The organism is Prevotella sp. P3-122 (assembly GCF_002251365.1).
Taxonomy (GTDB): Bacteria; Bacteroidota; Bacteroidia; order Bacteroidales; family Bacteroidaceae; genus Prevotella.
This window is the reverse complement of the sequence record NZ_NPJH01000037.1, coordinates 1-21,540: the sequence shown is the minus strand read 5'-3', so window position 1 is coordinate 21,540 and position 21,540 is coordinate 1. Positions and strand designations below refer to the sequence as shown.

The 21,540-nt window shown below is 51.2% G+C and carries 14 protein-coding genes; 5 read left to right on the top strand and 9 right to left on the bottom strand.

Features of this window, described 5'->3' with window-relative positions:
- Positions 1-162: 162 nt before the first annotated feature.
- The gene (locus CIL02_RS06755; protein ID WP_094400209.1) at positions 163-1,005 is read right to left on the bottom strand and encodes a patatin family protein; all 843 of its coding nucleotides are present in this window, start codon (positions 1,003-1,005) and stop codon (positions 163-165) included.
- A 115-nt stretch (positions 1,006-1,120) separates the two neighbouring features.
- Here CIL02_RS06755 and CIL02_RS06750 point away from each other — a divergent pair, with 115 nt between their 5' ends.
- Positions 1,121-2,524, top strand: a complete 1,404-nt coding sequence (locus tag CIL02_RS06750) for an aminopeptidase P family protein (RefSeq protein WP_094400207.1) — start codon at positions 1,121-1,123, stop codon at positions 2,522-2,524.
- Positions 2,525-2,549: 25 nt separating this feature from the next.
- Positions 2,550-3,749: an aminopeptidase C gene (locus CIL02_RS06745; protein WP_094400205.1), complete on the top strand. Its 1,200-nt coding sequence runs from the start codon at positions 2,550-2,552 to the stop codon at positions 3,747-3,749.
- A 457-nt stretch (positions 3,750-4,206) separates the two neighbouring features.
- Here CIL02_RS06745 and CIL02_RS06740 read toward each other — a convergent pair whose 3' ends face one another.
- Positions 4,207-5,028, bottom strand: coding sequence for a DNA/RNA non-specific endonuclease (locus CIL02_RS06740; protein ID WP_094400203.1), 822 nt, complete (start codon positions 5,026-5,028; stop codon positions 4,207-4,209).
- Positions 5,029-5,225: 197 nt separating this feature from the next.
- Between CIL02_RS06740 and recJ the strand changes: the two genes are divergently transcribed.
- Positions 5,226-6,956, top strand: a complete 1,731-nt coding sequence (gene recJ, locus CIL02_RS06735) for a single-stranded-DNA-specific exonuclease RecJ (RefSeq protein WP_094400201.1) — start codon at positions 5,226-5,228, stop codon at positions 6,954-6,956.
- Positions 6,953-8,878, top strand: coding sequence for an ATP-dependent DNA helicase RecQ (locus tag CIL02_RS06730; RefSeq protein ID WP_094400199.1), 1,926 nt, complete (start codon positions 6,953-6,955; stop codon positions 8,876-8,878). The genes recJ and CIL02_RS06730 overlap by 4 nt, the downstream gene beginning before the upstream one ends.
- Here CIL02_RS06730 and CIL02_RS06725 read toward each other — a convergent pair.
- The 6 genes from CIL02_RS06725 to ilvD form a co-directional block, all read right to left on the bottom strand.
- A complete protein-coding gene (locus tag CIL02_RS06725) occupies positions 8,823-10,592 on the bottom strand; it encodes a glycoside hydrolase family 25 protein (RefSeq protein ID WP_240513560.1) in 1,770 nt (589 codons plus the stop codon). The genes CIL02_RS06730 and CIL02_RS06725 overlap by 56 nt on opposite strands.
- Positions 10,593-10,789: 197 nt before the next feature.
- Positions 10,790-11,833: a ketol-acid reductoisomerase gene (gene ilvC, locus CIL02_RS06720; protein ID WP_094400197.1), complete on the bottom strand. Its 1,044-nt coding sequence runs from the start codon at positions 11,831-11,833 to the stop codon at positions 10,790-10,792.
- Positions 11,834-12,023: 190 nt separating this feature from the next.
- On the bottom strand, positions 12,024-12,803 hold the full coding sequence (locus CIL02_RS06715) for an acyl-[acyl-carrier-protein] thioesterase (RefSeq protein ID WP_094400195.1): 780 nt from the start codon (positions 12,801-12,803) through the stop codon (positions 12,024-12,026).
- Positions 12,790-13,335 carry an acetolactate synthase small subunit gene (ilvN, locus tag CIL02_RS06710; protein WP_094400193.1) on the bottom strand — a complete coding sequence of 182 codons (546 nt, stop codon included), beginning with the start codon at positions 13,333-13,335 and terminating at the stop codon, positions 12,790-12,792. Before ilvN ends, CIL02_RS06715 begins: the two co-directional genes overlap by 14 nt.
- A 30-nt stretch (positions 13,336-13,365) precedes the next feature.
- Entirely contained in the window at positions 13,366-15,129 is a 1,764-nt protein-coding gene (ilvB, locus tag CIL02_RS06705; RefSeq protein WP_094400191.1) for a biosynthetic-type acetolactate synthase large subunit, read from the bottom strand.
- 77 nt (positions 15,130-15,206) lie between these two features.
- The gene (ilvD, locus tag CIL02_RS06700; protein WP_094400189.1) at positions 15,207-17,009 is read right to left on the bottom strand and encodes a dihydroxy-acid dehydratase; all 1,803 of its coding nucleotides are present in this window, start codon (positions 17,007-17,009) and stop codon (positions 15,207-15,209) included.
- Positions 17,010-17,396: 387 nt separating this feature from the next.
- Here ilvD and CIL02_RS06695 point away from each other — a divergent pair, with 387 nt between their 5' ends.
- Complete coding sequence (locus CIL02_RS06695) at positions 17,397-18,500, top strand: OmpA family protein (RefSeq protein ID WP_094400187.1); 1,104 nt, start codon at positions 17,397-17,399, stop codon at positions 18,498-18,500.
- A 160-nt stretch (positions 18,501-18,660) separates the two neighbouring features.
- On the opposite strand, the gene CIL02_RS06690 is transcribed toward CIL02_RS06695, so the two are convergent.
- The gene (locus CIL02_RS06690; RefSeq protein ID WP_094400185.1) at positions 18,661-21,210 is read right to left on the bottom strand and encodes an alpha-L-arabinofuranosidase C-terminal domain-containing protein; all 2,550 of its coding nucleotides are present in this window, start codon (positions 21,208-21,210) and stop codon (positions 18,661-18,663) included.
- Positions 21,211-21,540: the final 330 nt, after the last annotated feature.

Here is a 21,540-nt window from a genome sequence, read left to right as displayed (position 1 = left end):
TCGCGGGTAAACTACAGCATAAAGCCCCTGAAATGCTTGACGGGGTAAGGGGAAGCCGGGCATAACCCATGCATAATCACGTCTGTAGTGGCAAGACTATCGTCAGATGGAGAAGCGAACTGCAAAATTAGTCAGCATCAATATTAGTTGCGGATTTTAGGATTACAACAATCCTTTTCTGCAAAACTCGTCACCGAGGTTGTACCCCTCCTCATATAGCCGCTCAAGCTTTGTGGCGCCCTTCTCTATCCTGTCCACTTCCATAGGGCGTTGAGGGCGTATGCACAGCACCTCACCACTGTCCTCCATGCGCTCAAGCATGTCGAGCTGCTGGTTGTAGAGGGCTATGCGGCGACTCAGCGCAACACGCAGACGAGGATAGTTCTTATATATAAACCGCGGTATCTTCCGGTCCTTGCCAGTATTCCTGAAACCACGATTTCGGGTGGCAATGACCACATTGCGCCTGAAGCCCATGCTTACAGCCCGCTCTATCGGAATGCTGTCAACAATGCCCCCGTCAAGATACGGCACACCATCAACCATCACCACTTTGCTGACATACGGAAGGCTGCTGCTCGCACGGACAATGTCAAGCAGGCGCTGCCTGTCACCACTCTTCTCCGACAGATACTCAGCATAGCCCGTCTCACAGTTGGTGACTACCATCTCGAAAGTGGCAGGATTGGCAAAATACGTATCGTAGTCGTATGGTATAAGCTCATTGGGAAACCTGTCGTACAACAGCTCTGGGTCGAAGATGCAACCCTGTGTGACAAGATGACGTATGCCAAGGTAGTTGTACTTTACCAGCATATCGATATTCGACAGACGGGCCCTGCGCGGCTGCCTGCTCACATACGACAGGCCGTTGCACGCGCCGGCCGATACAGCCACTACGTAGCTGAACTCCAGCCCATGCTTCATGAATGCGTCAAGCACACCACTGGTAAAGACGCCACGCATGCCACCACCCTCCAATATCAATCCTGTATTGCGTATCATTTGCTCTTCCTAAATACAACAGACTTGGTAATTTTTCCAATTTTATTGCAAAGTTAATGGTTTTTACTGGAAAATGTGTAACTTTGCAACAAATTCTTATTAAAATCATATTAATATGTTCAGCAAAGAAACCTACGTCAACCGCCGCGCCGAGCTGAAGAGACTCGTAAAGAGCGGTGTGATAGTGTTGTTCGGCAACAACAACTCACCATCCAACTACCCGAACAACGGCTACAGCCCCTTCAGGCAGGACTCCTCGTTCCTGTATTATTTCGGACAGAACAGGGACGGGCTCGTGGGCGTCATCGACATCGACAACGACATCGAGACACTCATCGGTGATGACATCTCGGTAGAGGACATCGTCTGGTACGGCTCTGTCGACAGCGTCCACGACATGGCGACACAGGTGGGGGTAGGCAACAGCGCTCCGATGAGGAGTCTGAAGACAATATGCAACGATGCCCTGCGGCTTAAGCGCAAGATACACTTCCTGCCGCCATACCGTCACGACATAATGATACAGATTTTCGACCTGCTGGGAATACACCCCAACCAACAGAAGGAAAGCGCGTCTATGGACCTCATCAATGCCGTAGTAAAGCAGCGCTCCACCAAGGAGCCACAGGAAATAGAGGAACTGGAGAGAGCCGCCGTCATAGGCCACAAGATGCACACCACAGCCATGAGAATGTGCAAGCCGGGAGTGATAGAGCAGCACATAGCAGGACAGATGAAGGGCATAGCACACGGGCTGGGAGCCATGGAGAGCTTCGCTACAATTCTCTCGCAACATGGCGAGATACTGCACGGCGCACCATCGCTCAACCCACTTGAGGACGGCAAGCTGCTGCTCGTAGACGCCGGTGCCGAGACGGTAAACAACTACTGCTCCGACAACACCCGCACAATGCCTATCAACGGCAAGTTCTCTCAAAGGCAGTTGGAGATATACTCCATAGTGGAGGAATGTCACGACTATGCCCTCCAGGCTGCCAAGCCCGGCGTGAAATACTGGGACGTACACTTCGGAGTATGCCGGCTTATGACCAACAGGCTGAAGGAGCTGGGACTCATGAAGGGCGACACCGAGGAGGCATTACAGGCCGGAGCACACGCCATGTTCATGGTTCACGGACTCGGCCACATGATGGGCATGGACGTTCACGACATGGAGAACCTTGACCAGATAAATGTCGGCTTCGATGAGGAGACCAGGCCACGCCTCGACCAGTTCGGCACCAATTGCCTGCGCATGGGACGACGGCTGCAGGAAGGCTTCGTAGTTACCGACGAACCGGGCATCTACTTCATCCCCGCACTCATCGACGACTGGAAAGCCAAGGGGCTGCACAAGGACTTCATCAACTACGACCTGCTCGAGACCTACAAGGACTTCGGAGGTATACGCATCGAGGACGACATTCTCATCACTAAGGACGGATGCCGCTTCATCGGCAAGGATCTCATACCATACCACCCGAAGGATGTCGAGGATTTTATGAAAAGCAACGCATGACATACAACCAAAAACTATAACAACAATGAAGAAAGTCATTTCACTGGCACTTCTCGCGCTTATGTCGACTGGTGCCTTTGCTGCCGAGAAGGACAGCGTAAACAAGAACAAGCCTGTGTTCACCGTTATCAAGGAGAACAAAATCACAAGCATCAAGGACCAGAACCGCTCGGGCACGTGCTGGGACTACTCTACCCTGAGCTACTTCGAGGCTGAAATCCTCAAGAAGACTGGCAAGACATACGACCTCTGCGAGTCGTTCGTTGCCAACAAGACCTACATGGACCGCGCCATTCAGGTGGTACGCCTGCACGGTGACTGCCAGTTCGCACAGGGCGGCAGCTGCTACGACCCACTCTTCTGTCTCCAGAACTATGGTATCTGTCCCGAGGACGCTATGCCGTTCCCAGGCAGTCTCTATGGCGACTCACTGAACAACTTCAACGAGTTCTTCAGCCTGCTCGAGCCATACGTGGCAGCCATCTCCAAGAGTGACGCAAAGAAAATATCATCACAGTGGAAGGTCGGACTGCAGGGTATTCTTGACGCATACCTCGGCGAGTGCCCTGAGTCGTTCACATACGAGGGAAAGACATACACCCCGAAGTCGTTCGCCGCAAGCCTCGGACTCGACTTCAACGACTATGTAACCATCACAAGCTACACTCACCACCCCTTCTGGACACAATTTGCCGTTGAGGTACAGGACAACTGGCGCAACCCACTGTCATGGAACGTTCCTATGGAGGACATGATGCGCATCATCGACAACGCCATAGAGAACGGCTACTGCGTGGCATGGGGCGGCGACGTTTCCGAGGAGGGATTCACACGTCAGGGACTGGCCTACGCCATCGACTCAAAGAAGGCACAGAGCCTCGCAGGAAGCGACATGGCACGCTGGCTAAAGCTCAGCAGGACAGAGAAGACCAGCAAGCTCGACTCGCTGGGATGCCTCGTTCCAGAAATAACACCGACACAGGAAATGAGACAGGAGCGGTATGACAACTGGGAACTTACCGATGACCACGGCATGCTCATCTACGGAATAGCAAAAGACCAGAACGGCAAGGAGTACTACATGGTGAAGAACTCATGGGGCGAGGCTGGCGACTACAAGGGTATCTGGTATATGACCAAGACCTTCATCGCTGCCAACACCATGGACTATATGGTCAACAAAAACGCCATACCAAAGGATATCCGAAAGAAACTCGGCATCTAAGTTACCGACATGGACAAACTTTCGACATGTCCTCCCTTTTTTGCTTTTGACATGTACGCGCTGTAAGCGCGTGCTGCCTACAGAATTCACTGAACAGTCACATGCATGCCGTGTGACTGTTCATTTTTATATGGTGTAGAGTTTGATGTACAAAAATCAGGTACCCTAATAAATGTAGAAACACCCTGAACCAAAGGTCGGACACGAATCAAATGTACCAGCCCCTGTGACCACGTCAATTTGAAACGGCTGACTGGACACCCTATCATTTTTATTAGCACACCCGTGTGAAGGGAGCTATTCATATAGCTCTCTACGCATTCTCATCCTACTGCGTCTCCATTCTCAGCCGCATGTGCTGTTTCTAATTCAACCTGCCCACGAAAGCTGATTATCTGTCTGTATGCCCCTAAACAGATATGACAATACAGTTGTTTCACATTTGAATATCGCCGGCTCACATCCAATCCTTAATATCGCCCTTCGACTCTACAGCACGCTCTACATCGTCATCGAGAGCTGGGAAGAAGTCGAGTCCTGTGATACGCTCAACCTCGTCAATGGTATTGACATAGTCGCCCATGGGCCTGTTGCCATCTTCATTCTTGTATATGAAGCCTAATGCCTTTGGCTTTCCGCTCATGCACAGTACAACCTTGAAGAAGGCTTCCGGCACGACAACCTGTCCTTTTCCTATGGTCTGATGCCTGCGGTTGTAGAGCAGCGGCCCGCATACTATGTATATATCTCCGTAGCGTTTGGCCCACTTACGGCACTTCTCCTCCAACTCCTTCCAGTCGCCATTGTTGAGCCGGGCATTCTGTGGACACATATTGGTAAGCAGGAAGGACTGGCTCATGGCCTGTCTGCTCCAGCGGTTGTCGCCCGCAGGGCACATGTGGCCACGGCTCCACCCTGAGCCACGGTAATCGGCAAGGGTTGGGCCATCAGCAACCTCCGGGTCCTCGGCAAAGTCATCACTGCGCCTGACGTCTCCGTCGACATGTTCTGCCGTGAGGTGCCAAGCTACCCAATATGGTATCTTTGAAGCCTCATCGAAGCATACCACATATCCCTCGCGATAGAGCATGCGTCCTTCCCTACCCTTCTGCTCGAGCAGGTCGCCAGAAGATGAATCTCTGGACATTGAGGCCTCTGACGACGCTGATGCCCCTACACCTTGGCTTGCCTGTCCGTTGCCATCGTCATGGCTGCCCCAAAACCTCCCTGCACACAACAATACGAGGAGGACAATAACTGCAAGTGTCTTATTTTTCATACTACTTACGATATGCTGACAAAGATACACATTTTCGATGAAACAGTCAACAAAATAAGCCACATATAAAGCAATACAGAAAAAAAGGAGACATAATGGCCAGTTTATGGAAATAATTTTGTAACTTTGGCACGACTTTATGCGCTTTTGCGTCAGCTTAGGCGACAGCTTGACAAGACAAAACAAAAATCAAGATAATGCACTTCAAATGGAATTTCGAAACTCCTACACCAGAGCAGAAGAGGACGGCTGAGGAACTTGCAGAGAAAATAGGTATTAGTCCCATACTAACGCAGTTGCTCGTCAGCCGTGGCATAACGACGGAGAGTGCCGCCAAGCGCTTCTTCCGGCCACAGCTTGCCGACCTGATAAACCCTTTCCTGATGAAGGACATGGACGTGGCCGTAGACCGGCTCAACGATGCCATGGGACGTAAGGAAAGGATTCTTGTCTATGGAGATTACGATGTCGACGGATGTACCGCCGTCGCTTTGGTCTACAAGTTCCTGCAGCAGTTCTATTCCAACATCGACTATTACATTCCCGACAGATACGAGGAGGGATATGGCGTTAGCCACAAGGGAATAGACTATGCTAAGGAAACAGGTGTGAAACTCATCATCATCCTCGATTGCGGTATCAAGGCCATCGAGGAGGTGCGGTATGCCAAGTCGCTTGGCATAGACTTCATCATCTGCGACCATCATGTACCGGACGAGGTGATGCCGCCTGCTGTAGCCATACTAAATCCTAAGCGGCCAGATGACTCATACCCGTTTAAGCACCTTTGCGGCTGCGGAGTAGGCTTCAAGTTCATGCAGGCATTTGCCAAGAACAACGGCATTCCCTTCTCGCGCCTGATACCACTACTCGACTTCTGTGCAGTAAGCATAGCGGCCGATATTGTTCCCGTTGTGGACGAGAACCGCATACTGGCGTTCCACGGACTGAAACAGCTGAACCAAAATCCCAGCCTTGGACTAAAGGCCATCATAGACATCTGCGGCCTAAATGGCAGGGAGCTGTCAATGAGCGACATCGTATTCAAAATCGGCCCAAGGATAAATGCGTCGGGACGTATGGAGAACGGCAAGGAAAGTGTGGACCTGCTGGTGGAAAAAGACTTCTCGATGGCACTGAAGGAGGCGAAGCACATCAATGAGTACAACGAGCAACGCAAGGACATAGACAAGCAGATGACCGAGGAGGCCAACATCATCGTATCGAAACTTGAGAGCCAGAGACATCTTTCGAGCATAGTGCTGTATGACGAGAACTGGAAAAAGGGAGTCATAGGCATCGTGGCATCACGGCTCACAGAAATATATTTCCGTCCCACCGTAGTTCTTACGCGTGACGGCGAATATGCCACGGGGTCAGCCCGAAGCATCATGGGCTTCGATGTCTATGCAGCCATAAAGAGTTGCCGCGACCTGCTGGTAAACTTCGGAGGACACACCTACGCAGCTGGACTGACCCTGAAATGGGAGGACATACCGCATTTCCGAAAGCGCTTCCAACAGTATGTGGACGAGCATATAAAGCCATCGCAGAAGGAGGCAATGATAAATGTAGATGCTGTCATAGACTTCAAGGATATCTCCAAGCGGCTGTACAACGACCTTAAGCGTTTCTCACCATTCGGTCCTGGCAACAACAAGCCCATATTCTGCACGCTCTCGGTATACGACTACGGAACGAGCAAGGTGGTAGGACGGGAACAGGAGCACATCAAGCTGGAACTCGTAGACTCGAAGTCAAGTACCGTAGTAAACGGTATAGCCTTCGGACAAAGTGCCTCAGCACGATATATTAAGTCGAAACGCAGCTTCGACATTGTGTATACCATTGAGGACAACGTCTTCAAGCGCAATCAGGTACAACTGCAGATAGAGGATATCAGACCCAACAGTGACTCGGTAGAATGAATGGCAACGCAGAGTGTGAGGAAACGTTCCTGCCTATACTGAGAAAATACTGGGGATATGAGGAGTTCCGGGGTATACAGCAGGACATCATCAAGAGCATAGCCGAGGGCAACGACACACTTGGACTGATGCCTACGGGCGGCGGCAAGAGCATCACCTTCCAGGTACCTGCCCTTGCACAGGATGGAGTGTGCATTGTTGTGACACCGCTCATCGCATTGATGAAAGATCAGGTATACAACCTCAGGCGGCGTGGCATTATGGCAGCTGCCATATATTCAGGAATGTCAAGACACGAGATAGTATCGACGCTTGAGAACTGCATTTTCGGCCATACCAAACTGCTGTACATATCGCCCGAGAGACTGTCGTCCGACATCTTCCTCACCAAGCTGCGACACATAAATGTCAGCTTCATCACCGTTGACGAAGCGCACTGCATCAGCCAGTGGGGATATGACTTCCGCCCATCGTACCTCAGAATTGCCGAAATACGCAGGCTGAAACCTGCTGCTCCAATCCTGGCCCTTACTGCCACCGCGACACCACAGGTTGTGGACGATATTCAGGAGAAACTGGAATTCAGAGAGAAGAATGTCTTCAGCATGAGTTTCAAGCGGCAGAACCTCGCTTATGTCGTTAGGGAAACCATTGACAAGGATGCAGAGATGGAGCATATACTATCTGCTGTTCAAGGTAGCGCAATCGTTTATGTCAGAAGCCGCAAGAAGACTAAGGAAATTGCAGAGAAGCTGGAGCTGAGCGGCATAACGGCTACATTCTACCATGCCGGACTGACCCACACGGCGAAAGACGTCAGACAGCAGAGATGGCACGACGACGAGACACGGGTGATGGTAGCCACTAACGCTTTCGGCATGGGCATCGACAAACCTGACGTGAGGATAGTCTTACACTACGACTGCCCAGACTCCATAGAGGCATATTTCCAGGAGGCCGGACGCGCAGGACGTGACGGCAAGAAGGCGTATGCCGTGCTGCTGTACAATCACTCCGACACCCGTAAACTGATACGCCGCATCGACGACACGTTCCCTGACAAAGAATACATAAGAAAGGTCTATGAGAAGCTGGCAGCATATTATCAGATAGGTGTAGGTAGCGCACTCGGACATACATTCTCATTCGAGATAGATAATTTCTGCCGCAACTTCCGACTGTTCCCCGTACAGGCCAACTCTGCGCTGACAATTCTTGAGAGGGCAGGATACATAGGCTATGAAACAGAGCCGGACGGACGGGCAAGACTGATGTTCCTGCTGTCGAGGAATGAGCTGAACAGATTAGACAGCCTCTCACCGACAGAGGATCTGGTGGTGACCACACTACTCAGGCACTACGGCGGACTATTCGTGGACTATGCTTACATCGACGAGTCGCTCGTGGCCAACCAGGCAGGACTGACGCAAGACCAGGTCTACAATATTCTAAAGGGACTGAGCAAGAAGAATATCCTGCACTTCATACCTCAGCAGAAAGTTCCGACCATCACCTATCTGCAGGAAAGGGAGGAAACCGAAAGGGTGGTAATATCGGAAGAGGTATACGAAAGACGCAAGGAACAGTATACGCAGCGTATCAATGCGATGATTGGGTACGCCACAAACAATACGACCTGCCGCAGCAAACAGCTTCTAAACTATTTTGGCGATACGGATGCTGACAACTGCCACCAGTGCGACGTATGCCTTGACAACAACTCCTCCGGACTGAGCGAGGACAATCTGGCGGCAGCCACCCAACGCATCATGGACATACTCTCCGACGGCAAAAGGCACCCATTGGAAGAGTTCAGGAACATACAACTGCCAAGGGAGTTTGTCAAAGAGGCTCTCATATATATCGTCAACGAGGAGATGGTTGAGGAAGAGAATGGGCAGATATGGAAGAGAAATCCCTGAAAGCCTCTTCGAAGCCGTTGAAGACATTGATGTCTACCAGCCCCCTAATTCCTCTCACTCTGCCGTCTGGCGACAGTTGCCAGATAGCAAGGTGTACGTCGGGCTTGTACTCACCATATCTCGCTATCCACACCTGATAGTTCTTCCTCAGATAGTCACCGTCCGGGTTGTCATCTGTCAGATATTTGTTGACAAATGACTGGCTGACATACAATATCGGCTGCACACCAAGGCGATGCCCGACATCCTCCAACCATGATCGTACAGACTTCAGCAGCACCCTGATGCCCCCCATCTGGGCTATCTGTGCCGCCGATGGCTCAACATCGAGGGCTGGTGGCAAATCACCCTTCTGATATCTGCTGTTCTTAATGAAATTATCTGCCTGCTGCCGTGCCGTTGTACGGGTAGAGAAGAAATGATAGGCCCCTACCCTATAACCATGCTTCCTCGCAGCAGCATAGTCGGCACGGAAATAACGGTTGGTGAGCGATTTTCCCTCGGTACTCTTGATGTATATGAAGGATATCGGATAGTCCACATTGCCCTCCACACGCTTCTTCGACATGGAGCCGAGTGAGGTGATGCGTAACTGGTTCCACAGAATGGGGTATGTGACCTTTCGTCTGCGCCGTCCCCTCCTCACTGTCTGAGAAGAAGGCTCATGCTGGTAGCGTGAGATGTCTATACCATATATATGCGCAGCCGTGTAAAGAGGCTGTTCACCACGGTAACGGTCGTACTCCCAACGCCCCACCCTCACTTTATCTGATCTAAAATCGACACCGAAGCCATGGCGCATTATGCCGCCAAGCGTATCGGAATACTGTCCCTCGTAATAACTACCATCGGGATAGTTGACTGACAGATATCCATCTGTCTGACCTCCTCCAACGTCACTTCTCACGACAATGGTGTCAGAAGACGACCGTAATGCAGCCGTGGGACGCAGGCTAGACAAAAGACCATCTGAATACAGGTATACGGGACGGACATGCTTCGGAGTGGTGCCATTGGTGGTGCGGTACATCGCAAAACCGTCACGCCACGACGAGACCTTCATTGCCTCCATGCAGACACCATCCATGACCACAGCATAGCGGTCGGTAAGAGTCACGGAAAGCCGTCCTGAGCGCACAATTCTTTCTATGCTTACTGCCATGCGTGTGAGCGAGTCTATGCTGTGAAGAACTGTCTCCCTATGGCGGGCAACCACGTCAAATCCTTCGTCATGAACCTTATGTGTACGCAGATAATAGTCTATCTCTGCCAGCTGCCTCTGCATATCCGCAGCCTTATTCCTGATGAGTGAGCAACGGCTGGCAAGCAACCGCCGCGCCTGTGGTACCTCCAGCATAGGGAGGCTGCTGTTCCGTTCCTCTGTGCTGTCAATCTTAGCGGCAAGGGTGCCAAAGCACGATGGTAACCACAACCAGTTCACCCATGAGGCACTACGACGGCGAGTTATGTTGCTAATAAACCTCGCATTGTCGCTCTCAGCAATGACTGTGTCACCACCTTTATATATATATGTATATATTGAATCGGAACCTGAGGCTGAACGGAGGACATAATAATGTGCCTCTTCGACCATAGCCCCAGAAGCTGGGGTAAACTTGTCGTAATGTACACGGGAAACCGTGCACAGCACTGCTACAAATAATACCATCAGAGACAGCACTATCCACAAGTACCGAACATGCCGTATTTTCATTGACAAAAGACTATTGTTATGAGACTGCAAATGGGGGGAAGCGAGTTCCTCACGGCCCACTTCCCCCTTAATAGCGTTATTAAAAACTCAAAAGTTTGTATTCAAATACCTTTTTGGTAAGGTAATGCTGTCACCACAGCACTATAGTCCTCACCTGGTATAACTGTTATGCATAATAAAAGATTAAACCATTTCTATTAATTGTTCTCCGGACGGAGCTTGCGCACCGTTGCGCCAGCCTGCCACATCTCCTTGTTACGCATAGCCTCAAGCTCAGCGTTGAGCTTCTCACGATAGTCGGGCTGCGAGTTCTTGTCAATGGAGATCTGAGCCTCGTTACCGGTCTTCACTGAGTAATAGAGCCACTCCATAACAGGCTTGATGGCCTCGCGGAACCTTGGAGCCCAGTCGAGTGCACCACGCTGTGCCGTTGTAGAGCAGTTGGCGTACATCCAGTCCATACCCTTTGCACCGAACAACGGGCCAAGGCTCTGGGTGAGCTCCTCTACTGTCTCGTTGAATGCCTCAGATGGCGAGTGACCATTCTCACGAAGAACATCGTACTGAGCCTCGAGAAGTCCCTCTATGGCACCCATCAGAGAGCCGCGCTCACCTGTAAGGTCAGAGGTGGCCTCACGCTGGAATGTAGTCTTGAAGAGATAGCCTGCACCGATACCAATACCGAAAGCGATAGTTTTCTCCTCTGCCTTGCCAGTAGCATCCTGGTAAACAGCGTATGAGCAGTTCAGACCACGACCCTCGCAGAACATTGTGCGGAGAGAAGTACCAGAACCCTTAGGTGCAACCATTATGACATCAATATCCTCTGGAGGAACAACACCAGTACGGTCGTTCCAGTTGATAGCAAATCCATGTGAATAATAAAGAGCCTTGCCTGGTGTGAGATACTGCTTGATAGTTGGCCAAACGGCAATCTGACCGGCATCAGAGAGCAGCATGCAGACAATGGTACCCTTCTGCGCTGCCTCCTCAATAGAGAAGAGAGTCTTGCCCGGTACCCATCCGTCGGCGACAGCCTTGTCGTAGGTTTTTCCCTCGCGCTGTCCTACAATTACGTTGAAGCCGTTATCACGAAGGTTGCAAGCCTGGCCTGGGCCCTGAATGCCATAGCCGATAACGGCGATTGTTTCGTTTTTCAGCACCTCGCGTGCCTTTTCCAATGAGAACTCCTTACTGGTGACTACGGTTTCCATTACGCCACCGAAATTCATTTCTGCCATGATAAAATTATTTGTTTTTGTTGCCGCAAAGACTTAGCGGCAGATTATTAATTAGCCTCGTGAGTCTGCACTCCTTGTCCAAAGGATGTTGAATGACCCACCCGCTTCCTACACGAGGGAACGGCTAAGGGTGATTGTTGTAATGCGGATGCAAAGATAACACTTTAACACGAAACCACCAAATATTCTTTCAATCTTTTACAAAAAAGAGGGACATTCTGCACACTTCGATAGTGTCGTGTGTGTTTTTATCTGTTTTTACAAGCTTGATACCATAGTGTAAAGCCTCTGTTTCCTCAACGAAGAAGCTTAGCTTGTCACCCTGGTAGGTCTCGGCTATATATGCCACCTCCATTCTCTTGAGCCTGTGAGCCTTGAACCATTCGACATCGAACAGGTCGAGTGCGTGTTCTATGTATTTTATGCTGTTGATATGGCCGTTGATGTCAACATCATTATAATATGTGTCGACAGTCCGCACGAGTTTGGCTCCCTCGCCCACCCTTGCCCTTCCGGGCTTGTCTATGGGGCACGGCTTGTCCTTCTCCACATATTCCAGTACCAGTCCGTCATTGATACTCAGTATGTCAACAGGCTGCCTCGTCACCGTATCAATCATAGCCCAGATGCTCTTGCCGTAACCGCAGACCATGCCATCGGCACTTCTGATAGCAAAGTTACGTCCTGTGAAATACTTCATAGCGCTCTCCACCCACGTCTCAACGGTGAACTTGTCGTAGGCTTTCGGCATGACGTCCATCTCGATGACAAGCCTCGACAGTACCCATGTGCGGTGCATCGGCCCGAGCACGTTCATGCCATATCCGCGGTCGTTGCTGTGGAAGTCGGCAGCATTGAGCATGTGGTTGCCCAGATGTCCCATGAAGAGACGGCCTGAGAAATCACAATGGAACGGCTCTGCCAGGAACTCGTACGCTCCAACCTTGTCCTTCAGCTCATGCCTTGTCATGTTCGGTGTCATAAAGGAAATCACTAACGGGTTCGTCAAAGCTCCTTGTCACAGCGATGCGGCCACTGCGCGTGTACTGCAGCAGGCATCCGAAGGAGTCGAGGCAAGAGAAGAGGTCAGTGATATCCTCGGTGAGTCCGGCAAGCAGCACGGTGGAATAAGTAGGGTTCACCTCCATCATCCTCGCATCGTGCTTCCTTATGGTTCTTGAAATCTCAGGATTCTCCATAAGAATTGGTGTGGATATCTTGTACAGTCCCACCTCATGGATGAACAGCTGGTCATCAGTATAGTAGTCGGCCTTTACGACATCTATCTTCTTCTCTATCTGCTTCGTTATCTTCACTATCTGGTCCTCATCGCTCCAAGCAGTGATAGTATACTTGTGTATATTCTTGATGCTCGAGGCCGACACGTTCAGGCTCTCAATGTTAACCTGCCTGCGTGTGAACACGGCAGTAATCTGGTTGAGTATACCGGCGATATTCTCAGAGTAGACAAGCAGGGTATATAATTTCTTTTCTGCGTTCATAGTTATGTTTTAATTATTTACAACCCACCATTACAGTTCCAGCAACATCTCGTTGACACTCTTTCCCGGTGGTGTCATCGGCAGCACGTCGGCCTCTTCCTTGATAGCACACTCCAGCAGGTAGGGTCCGTCGGTATCGAGCATCTTCCTTACCTTCTCCTTCAGGTCCGCTCGGTCTACGACCACGTCATAAGGAATACCATATCCCTTGGCTATTGACTCATAGCATGGGTTCAGCATCTTGGTGAAGCTTCTGCGGTGACCGAAGAACATGTCCTGCCACTGCCTTACGTTGCCGAGATAGTTGTTGTTGAGCATTATCATCTTCACAGGTGACTGCTGCTCCATGATGGTGCCGAGCTCCTGTATGCTCATCTGGAATCCGCCATCGCCTGTAAACAGGCAGATGGTACGGTCGGGAGCACCGAATGTGGCGCCCACAGCAGCTGGTAGTCCAAAGCCCATTGTGCCCAGGCCTCCACTCGAAACCACCGAGCGTTTCCTGTTGTATTTGAAATACCTGCATGAGAACATCTGGTTCTGGCCAACGTCATTTACCAGTACGGCCTCACCACCAGTAGCCTCGGCCACAACATTTACTACCTCTCCCATGAGCAGAGGTCCCTCCGTGGGATGTATGGCCGGCTCTATTACTTTCTCGTTCTCCATGTCGGCATACTCCTTGAACGAGTCACGCCACTCTCTGTGGACGTTTTTCTTCAGCAGCCGTGTTATCGCCGGCAACGAGATCTTGCAGTCGCCTATGACAGCCACATCGCTGACAATGTTCTTGTTTATCTCGGCAGGGTCTATGTCGAGGTGGATAATCTTGGCCTGCTTGGCATATGTCGAAGGCAGTCCTGTTACCCTATCGCTAAATCTCATTCCTATGGCAATGAGCACGTCGCACTCCTGTGTTTTCATGTTGGTTGCATAACTGCCATGCATGCCAAGCATGCCCATATTAAGAGGATGTCCCGATGGCAAGGCCGACAGTCCCAGCAACGTTCGTCCGGCAGGGATATCGGCTTTCTCCAGAAACTCCACAAGCTCGTTGTGGGCGCCACCCAGCTCCACTCCCTGTCCAACGAGGGCAAAGGGTCGCTCGGCTGCGTTGATGATGTCGGCGGCATCGGCTACAGCCTGCTGGTTAATCTGAGGATAAGGATTATACGACCGTATATGGTCAACATGCACGGGCTTCCACTCGCAGCTGTGAACCTGCGCGTTCTTCGGGAAGTCAAGCACCACTGGTCCCGGTCTTCCGCTCCTTGCAATATAGAATGCCCTGCTTATAGCCCATGCCACATCCTCAGGCCTTCTTATCTGGTATGCCCACTTTGTTATCGGCTGCGCCACGCCCACGAGGTCAACCTCCTGGAAGGCATCGGTTCCCAATGCTCCCGTGCCCACCTGTCCGGCAATGACGACAATGGGAGTAGAGTCCATCATGGCATCAGCCACTCCCGTAAGGGTATTGGTAACGCCTGGTCCGCTCGTCACGAGGCAGACTCCCACCTCGCCACTAACTCTGGCATAGCCCTCGGCGGCATGTGCGGCGGCCTGCTCATGGCGCACCAGAATATGGTCAAACTTCTTGTTATCCCCTCTCGTATATCCATAAAGGGCATCAAAGACAGGCATTATGGCACCACCAGGGTAGCCAAATATAGTCCTTACGCCCTCTGCAACGAGCGAGCGCATCAGTGCCTCGGCACCTGTTATGATGTCGGGCGTAGCGCCGTTATCCGTTGGAGTGTTCTTTTCGTTGCTGTTTATTTCGCTTGGTATCATAAAAACTTGTATGTTTAGTCCGAAATAACTCTTTCTTTTAAATGTATAGTCCGACGTGCATTGCGTATATCAGTTGTCTACTCTACAATCCTCACACCGCCCTTGTCCGCACTGGCCACACTCTGTGCATAAGCCCTTAGAGCCTTGCTCACCTTGCGGTCGCGTCTCAGTGGCTGCTGCGGTCTGGCTGCCAGCTCGTCATCTGTCAGCCTGACATTGATTGTTCTTGACGGGATGTCAATCTCTATGATATCTCCATCCTTTATCTTTCCGATGTTGCCACCCGCCGCGGCCTCTGGCGATATATGTCCGATGCTGAGTCCCGATGTACCTCCCGAGAAGCGTCCGTCAGTGATGAGTGCGCACTCCTTGCCCAGATGCCGGCTCTTTATATAAGATGTAGGATAGAGCATCTCCTGCATGCCCGGACCACCCTTCGGTCCCTCGTGTGTAATCACCACGCAGTCGCCGCTGTTGACCTTGCCACCGAGAATTCCCTCGCAGGCATCCTCCTGTGAGTCGAACACCACAGCCGGTCCCTCGAAGTGCCACAGGCTCTCGTCTACTCCCGCTGTCTTTACCACGCATCCGTCCTGAGCAATGTTGCCAAACAGCACGGCCAGTCCGCCATCTTTGGTATAGGCATGTTCCAGACTGCGTATGCAGCCGTTCTCACGGTCGGTGTCAAGACTCTCCCACTGGGCATTCTGGCTACCCATGACTGTAGAGAACCTCCTGCCCGGTGCGCTGTGGTATATGCGGTCGGCCTCGGGGTCGATGTCTGCCTTGGTGATAGAGTATTTCTCCATAGCCTCAGCCAGAGTCAGTCCGTCTACACGCTTGGCGTCGCCATAGAGCAGCCCGCCCTTGTCAAGCTCACCGAGAATGCCAAGTATGCCGCCTGCGCGTCCGCACTCCTGTACACTATATTTCTGAGTGTTCGGAGCAAGCTTGCACAGGCATGGCACCTTGCGGCTCAGCTCGTCAATGTCCTTCATGCAGAAGTCGGCTCCGGCCTCCTGAGCCACAGCCAGCAGGTGCAGCACGGTATTGGTGCTTCCTCCCATGGCTATGTCGAGCGTCATGGCATTGAGGAAAGCTTTCCTCGTGGCGATGCTCTTTGGCAGCACGCTCTCGTCGCCATCCTCATAGTATGCGTAGGCGTTCTTGACAACCTGCCTTGCGGCGGCCTTGAAGAGTTCTATGCGGTTCTGGTGGGTAGCAAGAATTGTACCGTTGCCAGGCAACGACAGGCCGATGGCCTCTGTGAGCGAGTTCATGGAGTTGGCAGTGAACATACCCGAGCAGCTGCCGCAGCCTGGGCAGGCGCAAGCCTCTATCTGTGCCAGCTCCTCATCGCTGACATCATTGTCGGCACCCTTTATCATTGCCGTTATCAGGTCGGCATTCTCGCCTCTCCATCTTCCGGCCTCCATAGGTCCTCCCGAACAGAATACAGTTGGTATGTTGAGTCTCATGCTTGCCATGAGCATTCCCGGTGTCACCTTGTCGCAGTTAGAGATGCAAATCATGGCATCCGCCTTGTGTGCATTCACCATATACTCCACAGAGTCGGCGATAATATCCCTTGAAGGCAGCGAATAGAGCATACCATCGTGACCCATGGCAATACCATCATCAATGGCGATGGTATTGAACTCGGCCGCATAGCATCCCATGGCCTCTATTTCTTTTTTTACAATCTGCCCAATCTCATGCAGGTGTGTATGTCCAGGCACAAATTGCGTGAACGAGTTAACGATAGCGATAATAGGTTTGCCAAATTGTTCCTGTTTCATTCCTGTGGCCACCCATAAGGCCCTGGCTCCAGCCATTCGTCTGCCTTCCGTGCAGACAGCACTTCTCAATTGATGTTTCATAACATTTCGTTTATTGCAGATGCAAAGGTAATCAGTTTTTGCGTAATAGCCAACAATTATAGACTAAAAATTCAATTACGGCTACAAATCGTAACATAACAGGACGAAATGATTACGATTTGAAGTAAAACACGAGGATTCATACTGCATTTTACGACAAAGCGAGAAGGCATCGTCGCAAACACAATCAATCAATGTTAATTTAGGATGCCTAAGCAGGCTATTTTGCTAAACAATGTTGTGATTGTCTATATTTATATTACAGAAGAGATTTTTAAGTCATCCGCCCTTGGCGAAGTCGCAATTATTTCTTTAATTTGCGACAACAGATACTACCATCTGCCGGAGGTACCGGGAATGGGTTATTACTAACTAAACACTATCGTTATGAAAAAGAGTTTTACTTTAATCGCTGCTTCTCTGATGGTCATGCAGATGTCCGCACAGACCGTTACGGAGAGCAAGACGTTCGACAACTTCTACATTGGCATTAACGGAGGTGTCGCAACAAAGATGACCACCCCTACAGGTGGATGGTTGAACAAGCTCAACCCAAATGTGGGGATAAGGCTCGGACGCTACATCACCCCCGTCTTCGGATGGGCTATTGAGAGCAATGCCTACTTCTCTAACAAACCTTACGCGGCATCGCACACCGCAGTAAGGGCACTGAACACCAGCCTGCTCGGAACTGTCAACATGACCAACTGGCTATGCGGCTACGAGGGCGTGCCACGCACCTTCGAGGTAAGCGCGCTATACGGTCTGGGATGGGGGCACTTCTGCGGCCACTCGTCACAGGTCATTGGCTCACGGAATTTCATGACATCCAAAGCAGGACTGGACTTTGCATTCAACCTCGGGGAAAGGAAAGCATGGCAGCTGTATGTGGAGCCTGCCGTAGTATGGGGTCTAAACAACTCTGCCACAACAGTCGACAACGGCAATGGCCGTGAAAACGGAGTGGAACTGGGACACGGAGGCGTTAAGTACAACATCAACCGTGCCTATGCGCAACTCAATGCTGGCATTATCTACAAGTTCGGGAACTCCAATGGCACACACAACTTCACCATAGCCGAGCTTAGGGATCAGGCGGAGATAGACATGCTCAACGCACAGATCAACGACCTGAGGAGCGAGCTGACCAAGAAACCTAAGGAGGTGGTTAAGGAAGTTGTCATAGAAGCCCCAGCACCAAAGGAGGTAAGGGTTGAGAACCTCGTATTCGTAACCTTTGCACAGGGCAAGTCCGTTCTCACCAATGATGCCAAGACCGCCCTGAACTCCATAGACAAGGGAAGGCATGTGCAGATTGCAGGAACAGCATCGCCGGAGGGTTCTGCAGAACTTAACCAGAAGCTGTCGCAAAGCAGGGCTGATGCCGTGGGCTGCTATCTCAAGGAGCGTGGCGTGATAGTAGACGAGGCCACAGGAAAGGGAGTGCAAGGCACGACATCAAACCGCCTCGCCATTGTGTATGTCAAGTGATGACGGAAGCCCAATTTTTGCATATCAAATTGGACACCATAAAAAAAACTTGGTACGACTTGTGAATCTCAAAAAACTGAGGTCAATCGTACCAAGTTGTTTTTTATGCAATCACTAAATATGGTTATGCAATATTACTGAATATGTAAGAGTCTATTAATCACATTGCCACACACACCACGGTATAAGGAGGCAGGGTTATGGCAGAGCCCTCAACCTTAACGCCATCGGCAGGCTGCACAGCCTTGTCTGCAGGCATTCCCTGGAATCCTTCAATGGCTGTATTGCCACTGATGTCCAAGCCGCTGACGTTCAATTTCAACGTCGAAGGCAGGGCATTGACAAGTTTCACGTACTTCTTGCCACTCTTCGAGTCAGTGATCACGCTGGCAGCCACCCTGTTCTCCAATCCCTCTGGCACTCTGAGCGTCGAGGCAACATACCTGTCACCACCATTCACGGAGAAGAGCTTCTGAGTGTGGTAGCTTGGAGTGAGCGTGATGTTGGTGTTGTCGAAATATATCATGTTTGGGTTCCAGTTATGGTGTTTCTCCTTGCACAACAGCGGAGCATAACTCGTCATAACCACCACGTCGGCATTCTTCTCAATGTGGCAAAGGTGCATGGCCTCAACCAGTGCCGACTCCATGGTTCTCGTTCTCGATGCCCATTCACCAAGGTACACCTTCGGAGCCTTAGGGTCGTAGCCGTCATAATAGTCCTGATTGTTCAGGAACCATCCCGGCGACTCATAGTAGTGCTCGTCCACCATGTCAATATACCTACTGTTCTCCTTGGCGAAGCGCCATCCCTCGATATAGTCTGCCGACGGGTCATGGAAGGGTCCAACGGTTCCGCATACTACGATGTCGGGGTATTTCTCCTTTATGGCCTTGCATATCATGAGGCACCGCTCCTCGAATACCGTTGAGATAATATCCTCGTTGCCTATGCCGACATACTTCAGGTTGAACGGCTCCGGATGTCCGGCATCCGCCCTCATCTTAGCCCACTTGCTCTTTGCCGGGTCTCCGTTGGCCCACTCTATCATGTCGAGGATTTCCTGACAGTAGGCAGGCATGTCCTCCATGGGTATGCCACCCTGCTGCCCACCGAAACCATCCTTGTCGGGACCGGAGTTCTGGCATGGCACGCCCGCTGCAAGCACAGGCAGCGGCTCTGCTCCAATGTCCTCGCAGAACTGGAAATACTCATAGAATCCCAGTCCTCGTGTCTGGTGATAGTGCCAGATATTCTTGTCGGGCACCCTGTCCTGCCACGGTCCCACGGTATGGTTCCAATGGTAGATATTGTCAATGCCCTCACCATGACTCATACAGCCACCCGGGAACCTTACGAACTTAGGTTTCAACGCGGCTATTGTCTCGGCAAGGTCTTTGCGCAGTCCATGCCCCTTGTAAGTGTCATGCGGGAACAGCGATATCATGTCCAAGGCTACCTCGGCTTCTTTCTTTCCCACAATGACCAGGCGGCAGTTCCGCACCTCTCCGCCATAGAGCTTTGCGCGTTTCTTGGTATCAGTGGTCAGAGCCAGAGCATATCTCTTCCATTCCCTGCCAGCCACCTTCAGCTTGCCCTCTGCCATCACCGTGCCGTCGTCGGCAACCAGTGCCACGGTCATCTGCTTTGCTACGTCGGCCATCATACGGGCATACATGGAGAAGTCGTAGGCCGCACCCTTGTCGGCTATGCCATCCCATCCTATATTATATAAGGTGTCAGCTCTCATCACCACGTAGTGTGGGTTCACCTTACTCAACGGCTGCGCCGTCTCCACCCTTACGCCCTTGCTGTGCTCCCATGCCGTCAGGGCATTCCACTCATTCCTGTCACTTGACGAATACTCAAAGTCGCGGTTCTGCACAAGCTCGGCATACAAGCCACCGTCTGCCGCATAGCTGATATCTTCGAAAAATATTCCCACCAGCTTGTCGGAGATAGCCTTGGTCTTGCCTGCGTCAACAGTCAGAGATGCCGTCACCGTGGCAGGCAAGTCCTTAAACCGCTCCTTGTCATCGCGCATGGTCACGCGGTTCTTCTCCGCGTCGGCAGCAAGAGCGTCAAAATAAGAGAAGATATAGTCGAGATGCAGCTTGGGCACGTCGAATATATTTCCCTCAAACCTCTTCTGTCCCACCGTTGCCGTATCAGTAATCCATGCTACATCGTCAATGGTGCTTGGCTCCGGCGACTCCTTGAATGTCCTGAAGTCATTGGAAGCATGAACATGCCTCTTTCCCGATGCCGAGCGCAGGTAAATGTCGAACGAGCCGTCATCCATCTGGAACACCACCGGCCTCTGCACGCCTTTCACCGACACCTTAGGATAGTCCTGTGGTCGCCATGTCACCAAGTCCTCGCTGTATGCCACGGCGAAACACGGCGCATAATCGTTCACTGACCACACGGCGCGCCACGTGCCGTCGGCAGCGTGGGTAACATAAGGGTTGTACATTCTCTTTTCCGAACCCCAGCGGGAATAGTCCGAGCCGCACAGCTGACCGGCATCCACCCATTTCTCCGTCTCGTCGAGATAGGCCAGATGCAGGCCGTCCTTGTCACCAGGAGAATAAACGAATATCCGGCATACCGTGTCAGCATCCATTATCTGGCATGCTGGCAATGCCCTTTGCCCATAAGCATTTGCCGACAATGCCGCACCGGCAAGCAATAAGAGTAGTCTGTTCATAGCTAATGTTAGATTGTTAGTAATAAGTGCGTGGCCCTTTCGCCACATATATTGTTTTGCAAAGATAACACAAATCCGCCATATTGCAAAATGTAATGAGATGTAAAGACGCATAAAACCTTTTTAATTCTACAAAAACTAAAAATCACGAGGTCGTTTGATACTATAAGAATAATCGTTCATTTGCAAACGAAGAAAACTGCCCCCCCAGGCCGTCCGAAAACGGCACTTTGAGGCATATCACAGTTGGCAGAGCCGCTATTGCGACTCCACCTGAGCCCATTTAAGGGCATATAAGTTTTCATCTTAAAAAATCAGTTTATGTTAAAC